At 59.3% G+C, this 16460-nt stretch carries 17 protein-coding genes; 5 read left to right on the forward strand and 12 right to left on the reverse strand.

Annotation, left to right across the window (positions count from 1 at the left end):
* Positions 1-82 precede the first annotated feature (82 nt).
* The 4 genes from LARV_RS00900 to LARV_RS00915 form a co-directional block, all read right to left on the reverse strand.
* Positions 83-2017 (reverse strand): APC family permease, encoded by a 1935-nt coding sequence (locus LARV_RS00900; RefSeq protein WP_236709897.1) that lies wholly within the window; start codon positions 2015-2017, stop codon positions 83-85.
* Positions 2018-2135: 118 nt separating this feature from the next.
* Positions 2136-2570, reverse strand: a complete 435-nt coding sequence (locus tag LARV_RS00905; RefSeq protein ID WP_075071865.1) for a pyridoxamine 5'-phosphate oxidase family protein — start codon at positions 2568-2570, stop codon at positions 2136-2138.
* A 104-nt stretch (positions 2571-2674) separates the two neighbouring features.
* Positions 2675-4789 (reverse strand): hypothetical protein, encoded by a 2115-nt coding sequence (locus LARV_RS00910; RefSeq protein WP_075071866.1) that lies wholly within the window; start codon positions 4787-4789, stop codon positions 2675-2677.
* Complete coding sequence (locus tag LARV_RS00915; protein WP_075071867.1) at positions 4786-5343, reverse strand: RNA polymerase sigma factor; 558 nt, start codon at positions 5341-5343, stop codon at positions 4786-4788. Before LARV_RS00915 ends, LARV_RS00910 begins: the two co-directional genes overlap by 4 nt.
* Positions 5344-5515: 172 nt before the next feature.
* On the opposite strand from LARV_RS00915, the gene LARV_RS00920 reads away from it, so the two are divergent.
* The 3 genes from LARV_RS00920 to LARV_RS00930 all read left to right on the forward strand — a co-directional run bounded on the left by LARV_RS00920 (position 5516) and on the right by LARV_RS00930 (position 7473).
* Positions 5516-6019 (forward strand): DinB family protein, encoded by a 504-nt coding sequence (locus LARV_RS00920; RefSeq protein WP_075071868.1) that lies wholly within the window; start codon positions 5516-5518, stop codon positions 6017-6019.
* 139 nt (positions 6020-6158) lie between these two features.
* The gene (locus LARV_RS00925; protein WP_075071869.1) at positions 6159-6800 is read left to right on the forward strand and encodes a class I SAM-dependent methyltransferase; all 642 of its coding nucleotides are present in this window, start codon (positions 6159-6161) and stop codon (positions 6798-6800) included.
* Between the two features lie 73 nt (positions 6801-6873).
* Entirely contained in the window at positions 6874-7473 is a 600-nt protein-coding gene (locus LARV_RS00930; RefSeq protein ID WP_075071870.1) for a class I SAM-dependent methyltransferase, read from the forward strand.
* Positions 7474-7571: 98 nt separating this feature from the next.
* Here LARV_RS00930 and LARV_RS00935 read toward each other — a convergent pair whose 3' ends face one another.
* The 5 genes from LARV_RS00935 to LARV_RS00955 all read right to left on the reverse strand — a co-directional run bounded on the left by LARV_RS00935 (position 7572) and on the right by LARV_RS00955 (position 11402).
* Positions 7572-8120 (reverse strand): 2-oxoacid:acceptor oxidoreductase family protein, encoded by a 549-nt coding sequence (locus LARV_RS00935; RefSeq protein WP_075071871.1) that lies wholly within the window; start codon positions 8118-8120, stop codon positions 7572-7574.
* 1 nt (position 8121) lies between these two features.
* Positions 8122-8922 (reverse strand): thiamine pyrophosphate-dependent enzyme, encoded by an 801-nt coding sequence (locus tag LARV_RS00940; protein ID WP_075071872.1) that lies wholly within the window; start codon positions 8920-8922, stop codon positions 8122-8124.
* Positions 8923-8936: 14 nt separating this feature from the next.
* Positions 8937-10058: a 3-methyl-2-oxobutanoate dehydrogenase subunit VorB gene (vorB, locus tag LARV_RS00945; protein ID WP_075071873.1), complete on the reverse strand. Its 1122-nt coding sequence runs from the start codon at positions 10056-10058 to the stop codon at positions 8937-8939.
* A 9-nt stretch (positions 10059-10067) separates the two neighbouring features.
* Positions 10068-10388, reverse strand: coding sequence for a 4Fe-4S dicluster domain-containing protein (locus tag LARV_RS00950; protein WP_236709898.1), 321 nt, complete (start codon positions 10386-10388; stop codon positions 10068-10070).
* 198 nt (positions 10389-10586) lie between these two features.
* Complete coding sequence (locus LARV_RS00955) at positions 10587-11402, reverse strand: MBL fold metallo-hydrolase (protein WP_075071874.1); 816 nt, start codon at positions 11400-11402, stop codon at positions 10587-10589.
* Positions 11403-11692: 290 nt separating this feature from the next.
* On the opposite strand from LARV_RS00955, the gene LARV_RS00960 reads away from it, so the two are divergent.
* The gene (locus LARV_RS00960; protein WP_075071875.1) at positions 11693-13171 is read left to right on the forward strand and encodes a glycosyltransferase; all 1479 of its coding nucleotides are present in this window, start codon (positions 11693-11695) and stop codon (positions 13169-13171) included.
* Between the two features lie 143 nt (positions 13172-13314).
* Positions 13315-14649: a tRNA (N6-isopentenyl adenosine(37)-C2)-methylthiotransferase MiaB gene (gene miaB, locus LARV_RS00965; RefSeq protein ID WP_075071876.1), complete on the forward strand. Its 1335-nt coding sequence runs from the start codon at positions 13315-13317 to the stop codon at positions 14647-14649.
* Positions 14650-14826: 177 nt separating this feature from the next.
* On the opposite strand, the gene LARV_RS00970 is transcribed toward miaB, so the two are convergent.
* The 3 genes from LARV_RS00970 to LARV_RS00980 form a co-directional block, all read right to left on the reverse strand.
* Positions 14827-15090: a hypothetical protein gene (locus LARV_RS00970; RefSeq protein ID WP_075071877.1), complete on the reverse strand. Its 264-nt coding sequence runs from the start codon at positions 15088-15090 to the stop codon at positions 14827-14829.
* A gap of 91 nt (positions 15091-15181) precedes the next feature.
* A complete protein-coding gene (locus tag LARV_RS00975) occupies positions 15182-15868 on the reverse strand; it encodes a pentapeptide repeat-containing protein (protein ID WP_075071878.1) in 687 nt (228 codons plus the stop codon).
* Positions 15865-16350 (reverse strand): DinB family protein, encoded by a 486-nt coding sequence (locus tag LARV_RS00980; RefSeq protein WP_075071879.1) that lies wholly within the window; start codon positions 16348-16350, stop codon positions 15865-15867. Before LARV_RS00980 ends, LARV_RS00975 begins: the two co-directional genes overlap by 4 nt.
* Positions 16351-16460 lie beyond the last annotated feature (110 nt).

Here is a 16460-nt window from a genome sequence, read left to right on the forward strand (position 1 = left end):
AAATCCTTCAGTCCATTCAGATCTTCAGCTAACAGCCAAAAGCTAACAGCTAATCGCTAACAGCTAACCGCTGACCACTTTTTCATTCCACCTGATAGGGCACTTCGGTAATCACGATATTGTCGCGGTGCAGGAGCTCTTTGCGCAGCGCCTCAGCCGTACGTGTATGCAGGAAGTTCGTCCACCAGTGCTTGGGGATGAACTGCGGCACGATGATGGTGATGATGTCCGTCGGACCGGCCACCGCGCACAGCTTGTCGATATAATCCAGGAGCGGTTCGAGGAACAGACGGTAAGGCGATTTGAGCACCACCAGGCGGTATTCCTCGCCCCACTTCTCCCATTTCTCCTCCAGCTTGGCTGTCTCCTTCGCATCTATGGAAATATGCACCGCAGTGATATCGTCCGAAATGGTACGCGCATACCGCAGCGCGATCAGGGTGCCGCTGTGCACTCCGCTGACCGGCATGATGACCCGGTTGCGGCGAATATGCCCCTTGCGCGGGTTGTTTTCCAACGAAAGCTGCTTCGCCAGGCGGGCATAATGGCGGCGGATCGTGAAGAAGAAAGCGACCAACGCCGGTGTGAGCAAAATCACCACCCAGGCGCCGTCCTTGAATTTGGTCACGGCAAAGATAATCATGACCATGGCGGTACAGAGCGAGCCCAGGCCATTGATGATCATCTTGTGTTTCCAACCCTTGTCATAATGCAACGTTGAGCCTTGCTCCACGATTTCCTCGCCGGGTTTCAGGTGACCTGATTTCCACCAGCGGTGCGCCATGCCGCCCTGCGACAAGGAGAAGGACAGGAAGACGCCGATGGCGTACAGCGGGATCAATCCGGAAACGCTGGCCTCGAATCTGATCACCAGAAGCGAGGCAATGGCTGCCAGTAAGATGATGCCGCGTGAAAAGACCAACCGACTGCCGCGTACGGAAAGCTGCCGCGGCAGATAACCATCCGCGGCCACCAGCGCCCCCAGGCGCGGAAAATCAGCGAAGGCGGTGTTGGCAGCCATCATCAAGATGACGGTGGTGGCGCTGATCGTCAGCAAATAAAGCAGGTTGCGGTTGCCGTAGACGGTACGGGTGAGTTGCGAAATGACCGTTTCACCTTCCACCGGTACGACGCCGATGTGCACACTTAGGAATGTGATGCCCAGCAACAATGAACCCAGGATGCCAGCCATCCACATCAACGTGGCGCCAGCGTTCTTGGCGCGCGGCTCGCGGAAGGCGGTGATACCGTTCGAAATCGCTTCCACACCGGTCAAGGATGTAGTGCCGTTGGCAAAGGCGCGCAGGATGAGAAACAGCGACAGGGGCTGTAACAGGTTGGTCTCAAACGCGGGCGGGTTAACCACGGAGCCCAACGTACCGGTTAACAGGCGCGCAAACCCCATGATCACCGTAGCAAACATCAAAATCAAGAAGAAGTACGTCGGAATGGCAAAAGTAATGCCCGATTCTTTAGTGCCGCGCAGGTTGATTAGCATGACCAGCAGGATCATACCCACGGCGATTTCAACGCGGTAGGTATACAATGCCGGAAAAGCCGAGACGACCTGCGCCACGCCGGAAGAAATGGACACAGCCACGGTCAGGATGTAATCGGTCAGCAAGGCCGCCGCCGCTGTTTGAGAAGGCAGTTCGCCCAGGTTGTCGCGCGCGACAATGTACGCTCCGCCGCCATCCGGATAAGCGTGGATCGTTTGCTCGTAAGAAAAAACCAGGATCATCAATAGAATAGCGATGGCCAGTGCAATGGGGAATGCCATGCGCAGCCCGCCCATGCCGGCTGCCACCAGAATCATCATCATTTCCTGGGGACCATAGGCTACCGAGGACATGGCGTCGGAGGAGAAAACAGCCAGCCCGACCAGTTTGCCGATGGTTTGGTGCGAGGCTTCCTCCGTCGCCAGTGGCCGCCCGATCAGCATCGTTTGCAGAGAGGCCCGCGGGGTATGCTCTGTCATTTCTTCAAAGATATTCGAATGAGTATCTTTAATATTCACAACTCAACGCTCCATCCAATTCGCAATCTGATGCGTACAGAAACGCATTTTGGTCAAGTAATCATCAAGATTAACATAGGAAGCGTCAAGAAAATGTCAAGAAATGGTCAAGATGGTATTAGAATGCCATCAACTTATCCGGATTAAGGCTGACCAGCGTGTTTTCAGGATCCACCATCCAGGATTGGGGAGCTTCCGCCTGCAATTCTTCAGCGGTCAAATAACGCGCATAGATGCGTTCGGAGAATTGCGCCACCCGTTCCCGATCGGCGCTGATCAACTCGGCCACGCCTTCGAGCAGCACGCCCTGCAGGGGGCTGGTGCCGGGTAAGGGCTCCACCAAAATCGAGCAGCGTTGGTTCAGGCGCAGTTCCTTCACCTTGCGCGTGCTCGAAAAGGCGCTGATCCAGATGCGCTCGCCGTCCCACCAAAACCAGACCGGCACCACGTGCGGCTGCGTCGTTTTGGGGTTGGCGGTGGCCAGCTTGGCGGTGACGGCCTGCGCCAGCACGGCATCGATCTGCGCCTTACGTTCGGGTGGAATGTTTTGCATCCAGCGGTTCTCCGGGTCCAGTATGGTTTAATTATAAACAAAAAATCGCCCTGTGAAATCTGCGGATCACAGGGCGGAAATTTTGTGGGCTGCCTTGCCGGCGTCTAGGGCGCGACCTGGAGCCTGAACACCCACGGGCCGGCATGCACGTAACCCAACGCCTCGGTGAACTTCCGATAGGCCTCTTCGAAACTCATCCCCGCCGGCAGGCTGGTGAAACGCGGCCCGCCGCCCCCGCCGGAGCCGGTGGACACCGAATAATAATTCATCTCGATGCCCTGCGCCTTGAGTTTTTCCTGGGCGGCGCGAATCTGGTCGTTCGGGATGACCTCTGGCTGGGAAATTTCCATGCTATTGATCGTCAGGGTGAGCGGACCGGAGCGCCCGCCGTGCCCGAGCAGGAAACTGATCCGCAGGCAGCGCCCGTGCGCGGCGCTCTGGATTGCCTCCGGCACGCTCCAGCCTTCGCGAAAGCGCGGTGGCAGTTGAAAATCGGCGTCGTAGAGCATCGAACCGCCGCCTTCCTTCGCGGTATTGCCGGCGGCGTCCCTGAGTTCCGCCTCCATCACCCACCAGTCTTCGGCGGTGGGCTTATCGAAACACAACATCACTTCCGTGGTCGAGGCGGTCATCTCAACATAGGGTATGGTCATTTCAATATCCCCAGCCGTCACTGCGGGGACGTCGTCCACTTCCGTCATCGGATGTACCGGCGCGCTGAACTCGAAGTGGTAGGTGCCCACCAGCCGATCGGGCAGCGCGGGCGGGTAAACACCCGCCGGCCAGGGCGTGGCTTCCGGGGAAGACGGGATGTAACCCAGGACGCTATTCGTTTGTGAACCATCCAGGGTGATATCCAGCTTGAAGGTCGCCTCGGGTCCGGTGAGCGGCTGCTGGAAGCCGATACTGTAAACGCCGCGCAGTACGCCCGGCTGGCCGTCCACCCGCTCGATGGTGCTCGAACCAATTCCGGCGCCACCCAGCATCGCGCCGGCGGCGTCGCTCAGGGCGATCGTACCGTAAACCGACGTCGCGTCCGGCAGGTCGGGCAGCCCGCGGAGGGTGTATCCCACCGCGGCGCGCTTGGCATCCACGAAGAACCAGTCCAGCGAAACGGTCACGTCCCCGAGCGTCTGCTCGCCCAGCGGCGCCGCAGTCGGTTGGGGCGCGGCGGCAGAATCGTACGCGGAGCGTTGCGGCAGGTCCGTGTACAGATCCCACGGCCCGGATATCACCGATCCGTCCGCCGCGGCCAGTTCAGTCACGCGCAGCAGCAGTTGTTTCTCGTCGCCCGCGCTGCCGGCCGGGAAGGTCAACTCGGCGCAGGAACTGCCGTTCAATTCCAACCCTCGCGCTGCATCCAAAGCCGTCTCGGGACCGCCGTCCAATGAAACATTGGCGGCCTTGACGCTCGCGACCGCGGCGTCGTAGCACAGGATGGCCCGCGTGGTGGTTTCACTGACGCGCACGCCTTCCAGGCGCACCTCGACGGCGTTCAGCCGGACGGCGTAAGTCTGCTGCAGACGGATGTCCTGCGGAGCATACACCGGAATATCGTTGAGATCGAAATGGAAGGTATCCAGCACCGCGCCGTCCGGCTGCTGCAGCGCCACATCGATGCTCAGGTTCAGCGCCCCGGCCACCTCATCCGCGTGGACGACCTGATAGGAAGCATACTCAAGACTTCCGCCTGCGTCATTCATCCGCAGCGTCCACCCGCGCGGCTGCATCACGGTCGCCGCGCCGAAAGACACCCGCGGCGCGCCGAGTTCCAATCCCTGCGGCAGGTCGGCGCAGCTCATACCCAATCCCAGGCGCATCTCATCCAGGTAAATCCAGTCCAATGTCAGCGTCACGCCGGCGCGGGTCTGGCTGAGGGCCACCGGCACGGGCGCCTGCGGTTCGACGAGTGGCGTGGCGGTCGGCAAAACGGTCGGCTGCGCGCTGACGTTCAGGTCGGTATCCAGGCCGGCCTCCTGCACGGCCTGCAGGCCGGGGTCGTTGATGAAGATGTGGTAGACGGCGTACACGATGGTGGTGATGGCCAGCACCGCCAGCACAACAATCAGCAGGGTGCTTGCCAGTTTCAACTTCGGATTCATCATCGTCCTCTTTTCGGATCGAATCTTCGAAAGGATTCTGGGGGTCAGATCGAGCGAAGCGGGTACGCGCTCGGCCACGGCTGAATCCAGCAGGTTAGCTTGATTCTTTGAGGTCATTTGGCGCTCCTTTCCCCGCCGAGCAGGGCGCGCAGGCGGCTGCGGGCGGCGTTCAGCAGCCATTTTACCGTTCCGGGCGCTGCGCTTAATGCTGCGGCCATCTCCTGTTCGCTCATATCCAGGTAGTAACGCTGCACCACCGCTGCCCGCTGGCGCGCCGGCAGGCTGGCGATGGCCTCCAAAATCTGGCGTTTGATCTCACTGAATTCGACCTGGGTTTCCACGCTTTCCGCCTGCGCGAGCAGGCGATCCAGCCCATCCGGGCTGCAGTCGTTGCTGGCCGGGGCATAGCGTTCGCATTGCTTGGCCACGTTGAGCGCGGCGTTGATCACGCTGCGCATCAGGTAGGGCTCGAACGGACGCGCCTCGTCAAAATAACGGATGCGTTCGCAGATGTGCAGGAAGGTATCCTGTACGATATCTTCCGCAGTGGGTTCATCCTGAACGATGAAGTAGGCCGCGCGCACCGCTTTCAGTTGGTAACGGGCAATCAACGTTTCCAGGCCGCCAATGTCGCCGTTTTTCAGGCGCCGGATAGATTCTCTGTCAGACATAATGCTCCATGGAGTTTGGTTGTGACAGTATTAATACAAGGATGCCGGGAAAAAGGTTTGCAAATAAAGAAAAGTGGGCCGCGATCCTGGCCGTTTGGGCGGCCGGATCCTGTTCTTGACATTTTAGTACATTCATTCTATCATTGCAATCAGCAGCTTCAGGAGGGTCAAAATGGTCTCGGTCGCACTCACCCACACTCAACAAAAACAATTGGACGAGTTCAACACTGCCGCCAATCGCTTTCTCGCGTTCATCGAACCGCTCAGCGAAAGCGATCTGGACCAGCGCGAAGAGCCGGGGGGCTGGAGCATTCGCCAGATCGTGCATCACGTCAGCGACGACGGGGATGCCTGGGCGTTCCAGATGAAACGCGCCATCGCCACGCCGGGCGTGCCGGCGCGCTTCGAATGCTTCCCCGGCAATGAAGCCTGGGCGGCCGCGCTGAACTTTGAAGGCCGCGCCATCGGCCCGGATCTGGTGCTCATCCATGCCCACAATCGCGCCATGGCCGCGCTGGCCGCTGACTTTCCGAACGATTGGCAATGTAATGTCATCTTCCAGGATGAAAACGGCAAACAGGTCGGTTCCGTCAGCGTGTCCGACATGCTCACCTTTCTGACCGAACACTTACAGGAACACACGGAAACGATTACCCGAATCTTGGAAAAAAAGTAAATCGTGAGATGTGAGTCGTGAACCGGCGTCAAATCACGGTTTCGAAAAGATTGCCCGTTACCTTTCACCGATCACACCTCATGGATTCCGGTTCACCACTCATCCTTCACAGATCACTTCCTACTCGAAAGCTGCAATCATGCCCCAACCCCTTCCAGAAACCGATCCCTTTCCGCCTTCCGAATTCGACCAATGGGCCGGGCAGTATGACCGCGATGTCGACCGTCCGGGATTTCCATTCACCGGCTACCGGCGCGTCTTGAGCGAGGTCGTCCGGCAGGCGCAGGTTCAGTCCGGCATGGCCGTTCTCGACCTGGGCGCCGGCACCGGCAACCTGGCCGGGCTGTTCCTGGCGCTGGGCTGCGAGGTATGGTGCACGGATTTCTCGCGTGAGATGATCGACCGCGCGCGGGTGAAATTTCCGGCCGCGCGCTTCTTCCTGCATGACCTGCGCCAACCCTTTCCGCCCGGGCTGGCCCGGCGTTTCGATCGCATCACCTCCGCCTACGTCTTCCACCATTTCGAGCTGCCCGAAAAAGTCGCCCTCCTGCGGCAGCTTTTGAGCGACCGGCTCGAGCCGGACGGCCAAATTCTGATTGCGGATGTTTCATTCCCGACCGGCCAGGCGCTCGACACGGCCCGTCAGGCAGCCGGCGAAGGCTGGGATGAAGAGCGCTATTGGGTCGCCGCCGAAGCGCTGCCGGCACTCGAGACGCTCGGCGCAACGCTCAATTACACCCAGGTCTCTGACTGCGCCGGCATCTATCAGTTATCGAAATAGAACCAACTCGCTCCGCCGAGCGATCGGACGCAAACGAACTTCTGCCGTTCCATTTGCAGGTCTGCTGAAAATCATGCCCCCAACCGCTGTTCCTTTCGAAAGCCGTTTCTATACTTTTTCGCAGCGTTCGATCGTTGTTCCGGATTTTCCGGCTGAAGGCTTCATTCTGGATGTCGGCGGCGGCGGCGAAGGCGTCATCGGGCGTCTCAAAGGCCGCCAGGTGATTGCCATCGACCGTCTGAAATCCGAATTGGAGGAAGCGCCGGACGGTCCGCTCAAGATCGTCATGGACGCGACCCGTCTGCAGTTCCTCGACGACACTTTCGACACGGCCACGCTGTTCTATACGCCGATGTTCATCCCAACCCAGGATCTGGCGGCCGTCCTTGCCGAAATATTCCGCGTCCTGCGTCCTGGCGGGCGCCTGTGGGTGTGGGACGCGCTCCTGCCCGCCAAACCCGCCGCGGCTGGCGCGGAACAGGATATCGCCGTCTTTCCGTTTACTTTTGAGTTACCCGGTGAAACCGTCAGTACCGGTTTTGGCGCGGCCTGGCCGTCTCAAACGCGGGATGCAGCCTGTTATCGGGCTCTGACCCAGGCGGCCGGTTTTCGAATCGTCGAGAACCACGAAGATACGGGCGACTTCTTCCTGTTGGCCCAGAAGCCGGCTTAAGGTCATCCTCACTCCGGTTCACTTCGACGCTTTACGGACATGAAAAAACTCCCGCCTGAAACGATGGGCGGGAGTTTTCGATCGGAAAAGGAGTCTTTTTACTTTACCGGCTCGGCCAGGAATTCGGCGCCTTTGTGCAGCGCAGCCGAGTTGGCCGGCAGGAAGCGGTGGTGGCGGGCCGGCAGGTGAGCCTTCAGGCCGGCTTCGATGGCTTCCAGGGGCAGCACGGGCAGGTTGGCCAGCAGCGCGCCCAGCAGCACCATGTTGGTCAGGCGCTTCTCGGCAATCTGTTCGGCCAGTTCATTGCCCGGCACCATCACCCACTTGATATCGGTGCGGGTCGGCTGGCGGTCGACCATCGAACTGTTGACGATCAACACGCCGCCGGGGGCGACCATCGGCTCGTACTTATCGAGCGAGGGCAGGTTCATGGCTACCACTGCGGTGGGGTTCTTGACCAGCGGCGAGCCGATCTCTTCATCGGAAATCACCACCGTACAATTGGCGGTGCCGCCGCGCATTTCGGGGCCGTAGGACGGAATCCAGGTCACTTCCTTGCCGGAATCCATGGCTGAATAGGCCAGAATCTGGCCTGCGAACAGCGCGCCCTGGCCGCCAAAACCAGAGAAAATGAATTCGTATTGCATCTTATCCCTCCGCCTTTGACGCGCCGGATTCTTTCTGCAGTTCCGGGATCACTTTGAAATCGCCGAGCGGGTAGAAGGGGATCATATGATCCACCAACCAGCCCATTGCGTCGGTGGGGGCCAGGCCCCAGTTGGTCGGGCAGATGGAGAGCAGTTCCACCATCGAGAAGCCCATCCCTTTTTCCTGCACTTCGAAAGCCGTACGAATGGCCTTCTTGGCTGCGCGGATGTTCTTGGGATCATTCAAAGCGCGGCGCACCACATAGCTGGCACCATCCAGGTTGGCCAGTAATTCAGCCGCGTGAATGGGATAGCCCTGAAGTTCCACATCGCGGCCGGATGCCGAGGTCGTGGTCTTCTGGCCGGGCAGGGTGGTGGGGGCCATCTGGCCACCGGTCATACCGTAGTTGGTGTTATTAATGAAGATGACGGTGATGTTCTCACCGCGCGCGGCGGCGTGCACAATTTCGCCCATACCGATGGAAGCCATATCGCCATCTCCCTGGTAGGAGAAGACGATGGCATCCGGGCCCAGCGCGCGTTTGACGCCGGTCGCCATGGCCGGGGCGCGTCCGTGCGGGGACTGGACAAAATCGAAATCGAAGTAATTATAGGCAAACACCGAGCAGCCGACCGAGGCGACGCCAACGGTGCGATCGCGCAGGCCCATTTCATCGATTACTTCAGCCACCAGCCGGTGAGCAACGCCATGCGTGCAGCCCGGGCAATAGTGGGTGCTTACATTCATCAACGACCGGGGCCGCTGGTAAACAATCTGTTCATTCGCTTGCAGAGTTGTCATCTGTCAGCCTCCTCTTAATTCTTGCCCGTCATGCGATCCAGCCAGAGGCGGTGTGCATCGCTATTCAGGGGTAGCCCGCCGCCCACCATGCGGTGGATCTCAGCCAGGATTTCATCCGGGAAGGGCACAACACCGCCGGGACGGCCGTAGAACTCCACCGGTACGCGCCCGCGAACGATGCGTTGCACATCCAAAAGCATCTGGCCGCCGTTCATTTCGGTCACCAGGATGCTCTTCACCCGATCCGCCAGTTTGTCCAGGGCGGCTTCGGGATACGGATTCAAGGAAATCGGGCGCAGTAAACCAACCTTGATGCCCTCTGCACGCGCCTGGCGCACCGCGGTCAACGCGACCCGGCCGGCGGAACCGAACCCGACGATGGCAATCTCTGCATCATCCAGGTAATATTCCTTGTAGCGGATTTCGTTCTCCTTGATCGTTTGCCAGTTGCGCATCATGCGCAGGTTGGCAACTTCTTCTTCGGGGACCTTGAGATAGATCGAGGAGAGGATATTGGGTTTTTCTCGGCCATGTAAACCGCGCGCAGCCCAGGCGGGGAACTCGCCTTCCTTGCGCAGCGGTTTCATTTCCGGTAATTCGCAGGGTTCCATCATCTGGCCGATCGAGCCGTCCATCAGAACGCACACGACCGTCTTGTACTTTTCTGCCAGATCGAAGGCCTCCACCATCATATCGACCGCTTCCTGAACCGAGGCAGGCGCCAGGGTGAGGACCTGATAATCGCCGTGACCGCCGCCGTGCACGATCTGGTTGTAATCCGCCTGCGAGGGCGAAATGTTGCCCAGACCGGGACCGCCGCGCATGACATCGACGAAGACCAACGGCAGTTCGGTGGCGGCGACGTAAGAAATGCCTTCCTGCATCAGGCTGATGCCGGGGCTGGAAGAGGAGGTCATGGCGCGCACGCCGGTGGTGGTTGCGCCATAGAGCATGTTGATCGCAGCCAGTTCACTTTCGGCTTGCACGAAGGAACGGCCCAATTCAGGCATGCGTCGTGAAAGATATTCCAACAATTCCGTCTGCGGGGTGATGGGGTAGCCAAAATAGCATTGCAGACCAGCGCGTACCGCCGCTTCAGCGACGGCTTCATTGCCTTTCATCAGTTCTCGGGCCATGAATGCCTCCTATGCTCCGGCCGCGGCGCGTGCGGCTTGGGTCTCGCGGTAAACCGTAATTGCAGCTTCCGGGCACATGACGGCGCACACACCGCACCCGGTGCAGCCTTCCTTCATTAATTCTGCCGGATGAAAACCTTTGGCCGTGATGCGGTCCGGGGCCATGTGGATCACCTTTTGTGGGCAAACGCTGGCGCAGAGCTCACAGCCTTTGCAATACACATCGTCGACGTCAATTCGTCCCTTGACGGGCATGCCTGCCTCCTTTAATTGAATTCCGACAATTTCGACTAAGTCTGTAGACTTATTGATTTCATTTTTATTATCCATCCCGTTTCGCGAGAATCATAGTGTCAACCATCCTTCCACGGAAAACAAATATCAATAAATTGAGGGGATAAATTGATATTGTTATTGGATTTTTGGAAAATTATTTACCCTATAAATCGACAATCGGGCCAACGCGGCCGAATTTGGCGTTCAAGCCCCTTCACCGCCGCCGGTCGATGCCCGCGGGGGATGGATTGGCTATCGATACAACAAGGAAGACGAGCCGAAATCGATCAGCAGCCCTTCGCCCTCGCCCCAGGAATGCGGTTCGCCTTTTCGCCGCCCGGCCAGCAAATCCTCCACCCCGGCAATCAGGTCGTCGATCAACCCGGCCGGCGCGGGGTCCTGCGAATGCCCCCACAGCAGCCGGTCGAAATCAGCACGGTACGGCGCCAGTCCGACCAGCATGGCGCGAAAATCCGCCAGATTGCTCGATTCGGGCAATTGCAGCCAGATCTGCCCGCTGTGCACGGCGTCGCCGCTGAACAGAAGGCGGTTGGCGCGATCGAGCAGGCCGATCGAACCGGGGGTATGCCCGGCCAGACGGATCACCTCCAGTACCCGCCCGCCCAGGTCGAAGGTGTAACCGGGGTCGACGAACGTCAGCGGCGGCAAGGGCGAATTCGCCCAGCGCCGGTCATCGAAGCCCAGTTCGAACAACTTCAGGACGTCCGGATCTTTCCGGAAAGGTTCGTTTGCCGCCATTGCCCTGCGCCGTTCAACGGAACAATAACCCCGCAGCACAGGTTTATCAGCGCGTTCCAAAAAAGCCTCCCGGAATTGCCAGGCGCCGTCCGCGTGGTCCGGGTGGCCGTGGGTCAGCGCCAGTTGAATCGGTTTGTCATCCAGCCCGCGCGCCAGAGCCGTCAGATCGCCGAAGCCAAAACCGCAGTCGATCAACAGGCCTTTGTTCTCGCCGCTGGCGTAATAGAACACATCCATGCCGTGATCTGAAATGGCCCAGGTGCGCGGGGCGACCGCACGCACACCATAAAGCATTGAATTCAAGTCCATGGGATCCTCGGGGAGAATTTATCCGGTTTGATTTTGATTATATCGTTCAAAAGGCCGAACGTAGTTGCATTCGCCGAAACGCGCCTCCGGATACCGGCGGGAGTATTAAATTTGCCGTTTTTTCGATTAAAACTAGTCCTCCCCCCTCAACAATCTAATCTATTCTTCATTTTCGCGCGGGAAAACTATGTTATACTGCGTAGCTTTGGCCGGAAAGACACGCGCTGCCTTGAATGGGCAGCGCTTTCCCTTACCCGGATTCCGGTCGATTTTAGAGGAGAAGTAGAAGTATGTTGGTCGTTACAACCTTAATAGAAGTCCTTTATGTCCTGGCCTTGTTTGGATTAGCGGTTTATGGGGTGAACAGCGTGGTGAATATTGCCTTATTTGAATGGAAGAAGGGCAAACCCATGCAGCCCAATCCGCTACCCGATTGGCCTTCGGTCACCGTGCAGCTGCCCACATACAACGAGCGCTACATGGTCGAACGTCTGCTCAACGCCGTGACAGCGCTCGACTATCCTCGTGAAAAGCTGCAAATCCAAATGCTGGATGATTCCACCGATGAAACCGCCGTGCTGGTGCGCCGAATCGTCGCCAAGTACATCGCCCGCGGTCATAACATCGAACTGATCCAGCGTAAAGACCGTTCCGGATTCAAGGCTGGCGCTTTGGCGGAAGGATTGAAGACTGCCACCGGTGACCTGGTGGCGATTTTCGACGCCGACTTCATTCCCTCGCCAGACTGGCTGAAGAAAACGGTCATCTATTTTGGCGATCCCAAACTGGCCTGCATGCAGACCCGTTGGGGCCACCTCAACTCCGGCACCGACCTGTTTGCCCATGCCCAATCGTTGGGCATCGACGGTCACTTCATCGTCGAGCAAACGGCCCGTTCGCGCAACAGCCTGTTCCTCAACTTCAACGGCACTGCCGGCATCTGGCGGCGCACCGCCATCGAAGACGCCGGCGGCTGGCAGCCCGATACGCTGTGCGAGGACCTGGATTTGAGCTACCGGGTTCAGATGCACGGCTGGCACATTGGCTACACTCCCGAGGTGGTGGTGAAAGCTGAACTGCCGGCTCAGGTGGAGGCTTTCAAAAAGCAGCAGTTCCGCTGGGCCAAGGGCAGTTTCCAGGTGGTGCGCAAGACCCTCGGCAACCTGTGGCGCGCGCCGATCACCATCGCGCAGCGCGTCATGGGAACGATCCATCTCCTGGCTTACATCGTGCATCCGCTGATGCTGGTCACACTGTTGTTGATGCTGCCCATCGGCCTGCTGGACCCGAAATTCCTCAAGATGTTCCCCTGGACGATGATCACCGCCTTCGGACCGCCGCTGGTTTATTTGTGCGCGAAGACCGAATTCACTCCGCGCCTGATCGACCGCCTCAAGCTGATCCCGGCGCTGGTCATGATCGGCTTCGGCCTGTCGGTGAACAACACCCTGGCTGTGCTGCAGGGACTGTTCAGCAAGGATATGGGCTCATTCGTGCGCACGCCCAAATTCGACCTGACCGCAACCCGCGCTTCCAACTGGCAGGGGAAACCCTATGTCATGTCCATCAGCCCGTTGATCAGCGTGGAATTGGGCCTGGCGATCTACGCCATCCTTTCCATCATCCTGCTCCTGCCGTCGCAGGGTTTGGGCACCATGCCGCTGCTGCTGGTGTACGCCATCAGCTACAGCTATATGGCCGGCCTCAACCTGGTGCAGAACTGGCAGAGCAGTCAGGTTCGCCGCGCCAGCAACCCCAGCGAAGCATAAGCAAACCGACCCCGATCATTCAAAAACGCGAAGGCTTTTCCGGCCTTTGCGTTTTTATATTATCGCCCTGAGCTTCACCCTGGATCTGCAAATAATTTCGACTCGTTCGATCCTCTTTCCAGAATCCTGTTATAATCGCCGGCATGAAATATTACATCTGGACAGAAGGCTGTCAGATGAACGTGGCGGATTCGCAGCGGGTGGCCTCGGCGCTCGAGCACCTGGGTTATCACGATACGCCGCGCCCCGATGACGCCGACGTAATCGTCATGAACACCTGCGTGGTCCGCCAATCCGCTGAGGATAAAGCCTACGGACGGCTCAGTTCGCTGCGCCCCCTGAAAGAGAAAAAGCCCGGGCTGGTCATCAACCTGATGGGCTGCCTGGTGGGCGTCAAAGGCAGCGAACGCTTGAAAGCCCGCCTCCCGTATGTGGATGTGTTCTCGCCGCCCTCCGATCCGGGTCCCCTGATCGCCTATCTCACCCAGGGGCAGGCTCAAGAACTGGAACAGCGTGAAACCGTCCGGCGCTACGCCTGGATGGATGGCGACCTGATGCTGCCCGCCAGCGAACGCGGCCAGCAGGTCAGCGCCTTCATTCCCATTGTCCTGGGGTGCTCGCACGCCTGCACCTACTGCATCATTCCCTACCGCCGCGGCGGAGAGATCAGCCGCCCGCCCGAGGAAATTCTGTCCGAAGCCCACGCGCTGGTGGCGCAGGGCGTCAAAGAAATCACCCTGCTGGGCCAAATCGTCGACCGCTACGGCAAAGACCATCCCGAATACCCCACCCTGGCCGGGCTGCTGACCCGCCTGAACGCCATCGACGGGCTCGAACGGGTCCGCTTCCTCACCTCGCACCCCAACTGGATGACGGATGAACTCCTGGACGCCGTGGCCAGCCTGCCCAAGATCATGCCGCACATCGAGGTGCCCATCCAGGCCGGCGACGACCAGGTGCTGGAGAGCATGCACCGCGGCTACACCGTGCAGCAGTACCGCGACCTGGTGGCCAGGCTGCGCGCCCGCATCCCCAACGTTTCCATCGCCACCGACATCATCGTCGGTTTTTGCGGCGAAACGGCCGAACAGTTCGAGCACACTTATGAACTGCTGGCCGACCTCAAACTGGATGTGGCCCACCTGGCGCGCTACTCACCGCGCACCGGCACCTTCTCGGCCCGGCGCCTGGCGGACGATGTGCCGGATGCGGAAAAGTGGGAACGCTTCCGCCGCCTGGAGGCCCTGCAGGAGGGCATCGCCGGCGAAATTCACGCCCGGTATCTCAGCCAGGCCACAACCGTGCTCTTCGAGGAAAAGGTCAAGAACCGCTGGAAGGGCCGCACCCCCACCAATAAGCTGGTCTTCGTTGAATCGGACGCCGACCTGCGCAGCAAAGTCCTGCCCGTGCACATCACCTGGACGGGTCCGTGGTCGATGCAGGGCCGCGTGGTGGACCCCGTGCTGGAGAGAAATTAAGCGCCGCGACTTCATCCCCCGGGATGCAGTCAGGCACGGAAAACGAAAAGCATGAAAAGCGCCCGAATTCGGGCGCTTTTCATGCTTTTTCTCAGGCCGGGCGGATGGATGGGGCTGATTCGCTGCTCGAGCAAACCCTTTCTTTATCCATCGCGGACCCCCATCCAACTGCGGGCCTTATAGATTATTCACCAACTCAATTTTTTCCCTATTGACCTCATGCCGAACCCAGGCCAGGATGAAATTCAGGCCAAACAGCAGGTCGAACAGGCCCATCAACCAGAGCATGCGCGCATTCCACGCGGTGAACAAAAGCATCGCGGTGGTCGCCAGCAGGACCAGCAGGAAAACGATTCCATCCAGGATCAGGTTGCGCCTGTTAATCTTCTGGCGGGTATTCAAAAGTCCCAAATAGCCACTCAAGCGATCGGCTTGTTCCATTTTTTATCCCTCCAAGGCCCATCTCAATCCTCTGCGGGGCTGGTTGCAACGGCTGCGATAGCCAGGCCACCATAAACGCGCAGAATCACAGCTATGGAAGAAGTTGCGGATCGGGAGGATTATCCTCCTCACCCACCTCGCGGATGACAATGCCCAGCAGCGCCGCCACCTGCAGCGCCTGGGCCATCGTCACTTTTACGCCGCCCAGATCGGCAATGCCCACCTGCATGCCCTCGATGTTCGACGAGCGCAGATCCGCGCCCTTGAGTTTGGCGCCGGGCAGCTTGGCGCCGCTCAGATCGCATTGATCGAAGATCACGCCGCTCAGATCGGCGCCTTCGAAATTGACCTTGCGCAGAGAGCAGCGCGTGAAGCGGGCCGCTCGAAAGATCACCCCGGCGAAGAAGGCGTCATCCATCGAGCAGCCGCTGAAATTCACATCCTCGCAGCGCGAGTCGATCAGGCTGGCGCCGCGCAGCCGGCAATCGACCCATTCGGTCCGGCGCAGCCGGGCTTCCTCCCACTGCGCGCCGGAAAGGTCGCAGTGATCCAGGCGGCAGTTGTAAACGCGCAGGCCTGAAAAATGGGTGTTGAGCAAGTTGACGCGCCGGATGGCGCACTGCTCGAACAGCAGCCCGGCGGCAGACTGGTCGGAACAATCGCCGCTCAGGCTGGCCTGGCTGAACTCATTTTCGTCATACAGCCCGGCGAGCTCGATTGGCGTCAGGTCGATCGGGAGCTTCGGCGGGCGAAGGTCGCCGCCAGAACCGGATTTCATATCAGCGATTCGGTCTTTCCGGCCAGGTGGCGCAGAATTTCGAACTGGCCGATGTGAAAAGTCTCGTGGAAGTAGAAGAAGTGCAACCGGCGGTGCAGCTCCACTTCGCCGTGGCTGGTTTTCACCCTGCGCTGCATTGTCTCATCGCTGGCGCCTCGAAGGGCCGCCAGAAATTCAGCATCCACCTCAGTCCACCAGTGTTCGAGTTGCTCGAGCGGGCAGATATCCGTCGAGTCGGGCCCGACCGGATCGGCCCCAGTGTCGTAGCGCCGCAGCGCCTGCGGGGTGACCGCGGCCGGCTGGCCCAACAATTCGAGCATTTCGACGCGGCACAGCAGGATGTGTCCGAAGATATAGTTGATGCAATTGCCCGTGCCGTTCGGCCGGATGAGCGTGTCGGCCTGGTCCAGGTCATCCAGATGACGCTGCACCAGCCACGAATTGCGCGAATAACCATCGACGAGGTCAGTTTGAATCGACATGCCGCCTCCGGTGATCTCAGGATACCTGGATTGTATATCGGATTTTTCATGGGTTGGGTCGAGGAAGAAGAATGAACGCGGGACCCGACGCCCAAATTGCCCGCCCGGCC

The organism is Longilinea arvoryzae (genome assembly GCF_001050235.1).
In the GTDB taxonomy this organism is placed as follows: Bacteria; Chloroflexota; Anaerolineae; order Anaerolineales; family Anaerolineaceae; genus Longilinea; species Longilinea arvoryzae.

What these genes read in the sequence shown, in the direction of transcription:
- LARV_RS00960 (WP_075071875.1), top strand. Translation starts at nt 11,693, where the DNA reads ATGTTGGTCGTTACAACCTTAATAGAAGTCCTTTATGTCCTGGCCTTG.
- vorB (WP_075071873.1), bottom strand. Translation starts at nt 10,058, where the DNA reads ATGGCCCGAGAACTGATGAAAGGCAATGAAGCCGTCGCTGAAGCGGCG.
- LARV_RS00940 (WP_075071872.1), bottom strand. Translation starts at nt 8,922, where the DNA reads ATGACAACTCTGCAAGCGAATGAACAGATTGTTTACCAGCGGCCCCGG.
- LARV_RS00950 (WP_236709898.1), bottom strand. Translation starts at nt 10,388, where the DNA reads ATGGATAATAAAAATGAAATCAATAAGTCTACAGACTTAGTCGAAATT.
- LARV_RS00920 (WP_075071868.1), top strand. Translation starts at nt 5,516, where the DNA reads ATGGTCTCGGTCGCACTCACCCACACTCAACAAAAACAATTGGACGAG.
- LARV_RS00970 (WP_075071877.1), bottom strand. Translation starts at nt 15,090, where the DNA reads ATGGAACAAGCCGATCGCTTGAGTGGCTATTTGGGACTTTTGAATACC.
- LARV_RS00905 (WP_075071865.1), bottom strand. Translation starts at nt 2,570, where the DNA reads ATGCAAAACATTCCACCCGAACGTAAGGCGCAGATCGATGCCGTGCTG.
- LARV_RS00925 (WP_075071869.1), top strand. Translation starts at nt 6,159, where the DNA reads ATGCCCCAACCCCTTCCAGAAACCGATCCCTTTCCGCCTTCCGAATTC.
- LARV_RS00980 (WP_075071879.1), bottom strand. Translation starts at nt 16,350, where the DNA reads ATGTCGATTCAAACTGACCTCGTCGATGGTTATTCGCGCAATTCGTGG.
- LARV_RS00935 (WP_075071871.1), bottom strand. Translation starts at nt 8,120, where the DNA reads ATGCAATACGAATTCATTTTCTCTGGTTTTGGCGGCCAGGGCGCGCTG.
- LARV_RS00930 (WP_075071870.1), top strand. Translation starts at nt 6,874, where the DNA reads ATGCCCCCAACCGCTGTTCCTTTCGAAAGCCGTTTCTATACTTTTTCG.
- LARV_RS00955 (WP_075071874.1), bottom strand. Translation starts at nt 11,402, where the DNA reads ATGGACTTGAATTCAATGCTTTATGGTGTGCGTGCGGTCGCCCCGCGC.
- LARV_RS00915 (WP_075071867.1), bottom strand. Translation starts at nt 5,343, where the DNA reads ATGTCTGACAGAGAATCTATCCGGCGCCTGAAAAACGGCGACATTGGC.
- miaB (WP_075071876.1), top strand. Translation starts at nt 13,315, where the DNA reads ATGAAATATTACATCTGGACAGAAGGCTGTCAGATGAACGTGGCGGAT.
- LARV_RS00910 (WP_075071866.1), bottom strand. Translation starts at nt 4,789, where the DNA reads ATGACCTCAAAGAATCAAGCTAACCTGCTGGATTCAGCCGTGGCCGAG.
- LARV_RS00975 (WP_075071878.1), bottom strand. Translation starts at nt 15,868, where the DNA reads ATGAAATCCGGTTCTGGCGGCGACCTTCGCCCGCCGAAGCTCCCGATC.